Here is a 5,078-nt window from a genome sequence, read left to right as displayed (position 1 = left end):
CTGCAGGCGCGGCCAGGCTGGCGGCCTCGGCAGCACCCGCGGCCAGTACCGCGCCCCCGCCCAGCAGGCCGGCCCCGAGCAGGCGCAGCGCCCAGCGGTCGCCCTTGCGGCGCTCTGGCAGTTGCGGGTCATGCAAATGCGGTTGCGACAGGCGTTCGAGCAGGTCGCGGGTCATACCGGCCAGGTGCGGCAACTGCTCGACCTGGCTGTGCAGGTTGCCGAACATGGCCTTGGGGCTGTAGCGCTCGCGCATCCAGCGTTCCAGGTAGGGCTTGGCGGTACTCCACAGGTCCAGGTCGGGGTACAGCTGGCGGCCGAGGCCTTCGATGTTGAGCAAGGTTTTTTGCAGCAGCACCAACTGCGGCTGCACTTCCATGTTGAAGCGCCGTGCGGTCTGGAACAGGCGCATCAGCACCTGGCCGAAGGAAATATCCTTTAACGGTTTTTCGAAGATCGGTTCGCACACGGTGCGGATCGCGGCTTCGAATTCGTTGACCTTGGTATGCGCCGGGACCCAGCCTGAATCGATGTGCAGCTCGGCCACACGCCGGTAGTCGCGCTTGAAGAAGGCAAACAGGTTGCGCGCCAGGTAGTCCTGGTCTTCGGCGGTGAGGCTGCCGACGATCCCGCAGTCGATGGCGATGTACTGCGGGCTCCACGGTTTGACCGTGCTGACGAAGATGTTGCCCGGGTGCATGTCGGCATGGAAGAAACTGTCGCGGAACACCTGGGTGAAGAACACCTCCACACCCCGTTCGGCCAGCAGCTTCATGTCGGTGCGCTGGTCGGCCAGGGTAGCCATGTCGGTCACGGGCACGCCATAGATGCGCTCCATGACCAGCACCTTGGGGCGGCACAGGTCCCAGTACACCTGGGGCACGTACATCAGCTCGGACCCTTCGAAGTTACGCCGCAGCTGGCTGGCATTGGCCGCTTCACGCAACAGGTCGAGCTCGTCGTAGATGGTTTTTTCGTAGTCGCCGACGATGTCCACCGGGTGCAGGCGGCGCGCATCGGCCGAGGCGCGCTCGGCGGCCTTGGCAATCAGGAACAGCCAGGCCAGGTCCTGGGCGATGACCGGCTTGAGGCCGGGGCGGACCACCTTGACCACCACCTCTTCGCCCGTTTTCAGGCGCGCGGCATGCACCTGGGCGACCGAGGCCGAGGCCAGCGGCTCGACGTCGAAGCGGCTGAACAGCTCGCCCACCTTGGCACCCAGTTGCGCTTCGATCAACGCCACGGCGTGTTTCGGGTCGAATGGCGGCACGCGGTCCTGCAGCAGCATCAGCTCGTCGGCGATGTCGGGGGGCAGCAGGTCGCGGCGGGTGGACAGCAACTGGCCGAACTTGATGAAGATCGGCCCCAGGTCCTGCAGCGCCAGGCGCAGACGTGCGCCACGGTTGAGCTCGGACGGCTTGCGTGGCAGCCAGCGCCACGGCATCAGCAGGCGCAGGCTGGCCAGCCACCAGGGCAGCAGGGGTTGATCGAACAGCAGGTCATCCAGGCGGTAGCGGATGACCACACGCTGAATGCGGAAAAGGCGGCGGACGGCGAGCAGCTTCATGCGTTATCGCTGGAATCAAGGGATCGGGAAAGGCGCTTGAGGCGCGCCTCAAGGCGTTCGGTGTCGAGTTTCAGGGCATCGAGTTCGCTGAAGGCAGCCTCGGCTTCGCGCTTGCCGACCAGCGTGCGCGACTCTTCGGCCAGGTACTCGGACAAATTCTGGCTGAAGCGCGCCAGGCCCTGGCGGGTCCAGCGTGCGCGCAGGCGGATGTGGCCGGCCAGCATGGCCGTGGCCACCGGGCCGAGCCAGCGTTGCAACTCGTGCTCCCAGTCCAGTTCCAGGTCCTGCAGCACACCGAACAGGTCGAGCAGCACGGCGCTGTCGCCGTGCAGCTCGACCTGCGGGCTGTGCAACACGCCAGTCTTGTCCTTGGCCATGGCCAGTTGCGCCAGGCTGCCGGCCGGGGCGCGCAGGCTGCAGTCGACCTCGCCTTCCCAGTGGGCGGCGAGCATCAGGCCCTCTTCATCGGGCAGGATGAACACCTGCAAGGCCGGTTGGCGGCAGTCTATCTCGATGACCTTGCCCGCCAGCGCGCCCAGCCGCGGCAGGGCCGTGCTGTCCATGCGCAGGACGCGGTTCAGGCCCTGTTCGACACTGGCGAGCAGCCCGGCCAGCAGCATCAGGGCTTGATTCCCCGGTGCACGGCAACAATGCCGCTGGTCATGTTGTGGTAGGTGACGCGGTCGAAGCCGGCCTCGACCATCATGCTTTTCAGGGTTTCCTGGTCGGGGTGCATGCGGATCGACTCGGCGAGGTAACGGTAGCTTTCGGAGTCGTTGGTGATCAGCTTGCCGGCCAGTGGCATGAAGGCGAACGAGTAGGCATCGTAGGCCTTGGACATGAGCTTGTTGGTCGGCTTGGAGAACTCCAGGATCAGCAAGCGGCCGCCGGGCTTGAGTACACGCAGCATCGAGCGGATGGCTGCATCCTTGTGGGTGACGTTGCGCAGGCCGAAGGCGATGGTCACGCAATCGAAGTGGTTGTCCGGGAACGGCAGCTTTTCCGCGTCGGCCTGCACGAATTCGATGTTGCCGGCCACACCGCGGTCCAGCAGGCGGTCACGGCCAACCTTGAGCATCGAGTCGTTGATGTCGGCCAGTACCACTTGCCCGGTCGGGCCGACCAGGCGCGAGAACTTGGCGGCAAGGTCGCCGGTACCACCGGCGATGTCCAGCACGCGGTTGCCGCTGCGCACACCCGAGAGCTCGATGGTGAAGCGCTTCCACAGGCGGTGCATGCCGCCGGAGAGCACGTCGTTCATCAGGTCGTACTTGGCAGCTACCGAATGGAATACCTCGGCAACTTTCTTGGCTTTCTGGCTTTCAGGGACGTCCTGGTAGCCGAAATGGGTGGTGGGTTCGGCGTGGTCGCCTTTGCGCTGGTCGTTCATATCGCTTCACCGGAAAAAATTACCGCCATTCTAGGGCGAACGGGCGGATTTGTCTTGGCAGGGTGTGCCTGTGGCCGGGGGCGGGCATAATGCCGATTATGTCTACATCTTCAGGAACACCCGCATGACCCAGATCAGCGTCGAACGCAAACACTCCCTCGGCCGTGACGCCGCCCGTGCCAAGGCCCAGGCGCTGGTCGACAAGCTCAGCCGCGAGTACGACCTCCAGGCCACCTGGAACGGTGACCGGGTCGATGTGGCGCGCAGCGGTGCCAAGGGTAGCGTGCAGATCGGCGAAGACAGCATCCGCGTGGAGCTGAAACTGGGCATGATGCTGTCGATGATGAGCGGCACCATCAAGGGCGAGATCGAGCGGGCGCTGGACAAGGCACTGGCCTGACGCCCGTTTTATTCAGCTGGCGGGGAACGGGATCAGGTCTTCGATCTGGTCCAGGCGCAGGTCACCCCGTTGCAAGCGCTCGTCGCGGCCCATGGCCTCCGGAAACTTCAAATGGCCTTTGGCAAAGCGCCGGGCATTGGCGTTGGCGGTGGTGTAGTGGAAGTGCGCCTCCCAGAGCTTCTGCCTGGGCTGCAGGCGATATCTGCCTGGGCTGCAGGCGATAGATGTCGTACACATCCAGAAAGTCATTGGGCTTGAGCTGTTTGCGCGCCCTGTGGGTCAGTGGTTGCTCGGGTACTGCATCCTGGCGATCGGTCGCGGCCGCCAGGTTGGCCATGTCATCCTCGCCCAGGCTTATCAGTATACTGAGCTCAACGATGTAGGCCTCGAGTTGGCTGCTGTCCACCGCAGGCATGTTGCGTGAAAGCAAGTACTGGGTATTGCTCAGGGCCAGCTTGTATTCGCGAAGGGCGCTCTCCAGGGGCGCCTTCTGCTGTTCGGGCGTCAGGCCGGCGGCAGCCAGGCTGTCGTGGCTCAGCAGTGCTTCGTGAAAATGCTTGCTGCGCAGGGTTTGCTGGGCGAGCAGGGTACTTTCGAAATCGTCTGCGCTGAGCCGGTCCCTGCGGACGACGAGTTGATGCGGGTCACTGATGATCTGGCCCGGGTAATGAGGGTCGAGTACTGCCGGGTGCTGATGATGCCGTCGAGCTTCTTGCGTTTGCCGGGGAACTGGATCTGCCCGTCTTGCATGGCCTCGGCAAGATTATGGTCCAGGCGTTGGCTGACACTGAGGATGCGCCTGTGCACAGCCAGTGCGGCTTCGATGTGCTTGCTGAAGTCCAGGTACAGCTCTGCCTGTTCCTGGCCGAACGGCAATTGCACCAGGCGACGGGACTGGGTCTTGAGCACCTCGTAGTCATTCATGTCGAGCAGGCGGCGGAACTGCTGCAGGTCAGTTTGCAGCAACTGCTCCCACCATTGGCCTCGCGCGAATGAAGCGGTGGCTTGCGGGTCGAACCTGAGGTACTTCGGTTCGACCATGCGGGTGTAGAGTTGTATCTGCTCCCTGATCAGCGTGGCCTGTTTCTCATAGGTGAGTGCCAACACATCGAGGTTGGCGCGCGTCTCCTGGCGAAGCGCCTGCAGGGCGCGCAGGCGCTCCTGCAGGTGCTCCGGCAAATTGTCGAGCGAAGCGCCGGGGTGCTCATCGAGCGACTTCAGGAATGCCTCGAGTGCCTGGTCGTAGGGTTCCACCCGCTTCAGGTAGACACCGACGAAGGTTTCCGTGTTGGCATCCATTCACCGTTCCAGCGTTTCAGCCAAGGGCCACGGCTGCGTTCGCGGCTGGGGAGGTAGTAGCCGTCAGGCTCCGCCCCCCATGACTTCGCGCAAGCGCGGGCGATTGGCGAACTGGGTGGCTACAAGCTGCCTGAACGAGAGGGGCGATGACGATGGCATGGCAGGAGGCTCCGGTTGATGGGAGCCGAATGCTGGAGCAGCGGGCTGCTGCGTCTGTGGTAGATAAAGCAGTGCGCCGATCTTAGGGTGAAGATTCTAATTCCTGCCTCTACCTTATGCTCAAGCCCACCCTCCATGGGCGGTTCCTCCTCCACTCATGAGCATGAGGTACAGAGCATGGCCAAAGTGAATGTGAAGAAAAAGGCGGACGCGCCGGGCACGCTGGGTGAGGTGCGGGGTTACGCACGCAAGATCTGGCTGGCGGG

Annotated in this window: 6 protein-coding genes and 1 pseudogene; 2 read left to right on the top strand and 5 right to left on the bottom strand. The window is 63.7% G+C overall.

Going from position 1 to position 5,078, the window contains the following annotated elements; all coding sequences use genetic code 11:
• The 3 genes from ubiB to ubiE all read right to left on the bottom strand — a co-directional run.
• The coding region (gene ubiB, locus G1E_RS13765; protein ID WP_084728206.1) for a ubiquinone biosynthesis regulatory protein kinase UbiB at positions 1-1,564 on the bottom strand (1,564 nt) is incomplete at its 3' end.
• Positions 1,561-2,184 (bottom strand): SCP2 domain-containing protein, encoded by a 624-nt coding sequence (locus tag G1E_RS13760; protein ID WP_009682368.1) that lies wholly within the window; start codon positions 2,182-2,184, stop codon positions 1,561-1,563. The genes ubiB and G1E_RS13760, both read right to left, overlap by 4 nt.
• Entirely contained in the window at positions 2,184-2,954 is a 771-nt protein-coding gene (gene ubiE, locus G1E_RS13755; RefSeq protein ID WP_009682367.1) for a bifunctional demethylmenaquinone methyltransferase/2-methoxy-6-polyprenyl-1,4-benzoquinol methylase UbiE, read from the bottom strand. Before ubiE ends, G1E_RS13760 begins: the two co-directional genes overlap by 1 nt.
• 124 nt (positions 2,955-3,078) lie before the next feature.
• On the opposite strand from ubiE, the gene G1E_RS13750 reads away from it, so the two are divergent.
• Positions 3,079-3,354: a polyhydroxyalkanoic acid system family protein gene (locus G1E_RS13750; RefSeq protein ID WP_009682366.1), complete on the top strand. Its 276-nt coding sequence runs from the start codon at positions 3,079-3,081 to the stop codon at positions 3,352-3,354.
• 12 nt (positions 3,355-3,366) lie between these two features.
• Here the strand turns inward: G1E_RS13750 and G1E_RS29525 are convergent, their stop codons facing one another.
• Together G1E_RS29525 and G1E_RS29520 are read right to left on the bottom strand one after the other, a co-directional pair.
• Positions 3,367-3,591 (bottom strand): hypothetical protein, encoded by a 225-nt coding sequence (locus tag G1E_RS29525; RefSeq protein ID WP_052960509.1) that lies wholly within the window; start codon positions 3,589-3,591, stop codon positions 3,367-3,369.
• Between the two features lie 297 nt (positions 3,592-3,888).
• Entirely contained in the window at positions 3,889-4,653 is a 765-nt protein-coding gene (locus G1E_RS29520) for a hypothetical protein (protein ID WP_052960508.1), read from the bottom strand.
• A 336-nt stretch (positions 4,654-4,989) separates the two neighbouring features.
• Between G1E_RS29520 and G1E_RS13740 the strand changes: the two are divergent.
• A pseudogene (locus G1E_RS13740) lies at positions 4,990-5,078 on the top strand (poly(3-hydroxyalkanoate) granule-associated protein PhaI); the annotation flags it as partial.

Origin of the sequence: Pseudomonas sp. TJI-51, assembly GCF_000190455.2 — a bacterium.
GTDB classification, from domain to species: domain Bacteria; phylum Pseudomonadota; class Gammaproteobacteria; order Pseudomonadales; family Pseudomonadaceae; genus Aquipseudomonas; species Aquipseudomonas juntendi.
This window is presented reverse-complemented; position numbering and strand designations above follow the sequence as displayed.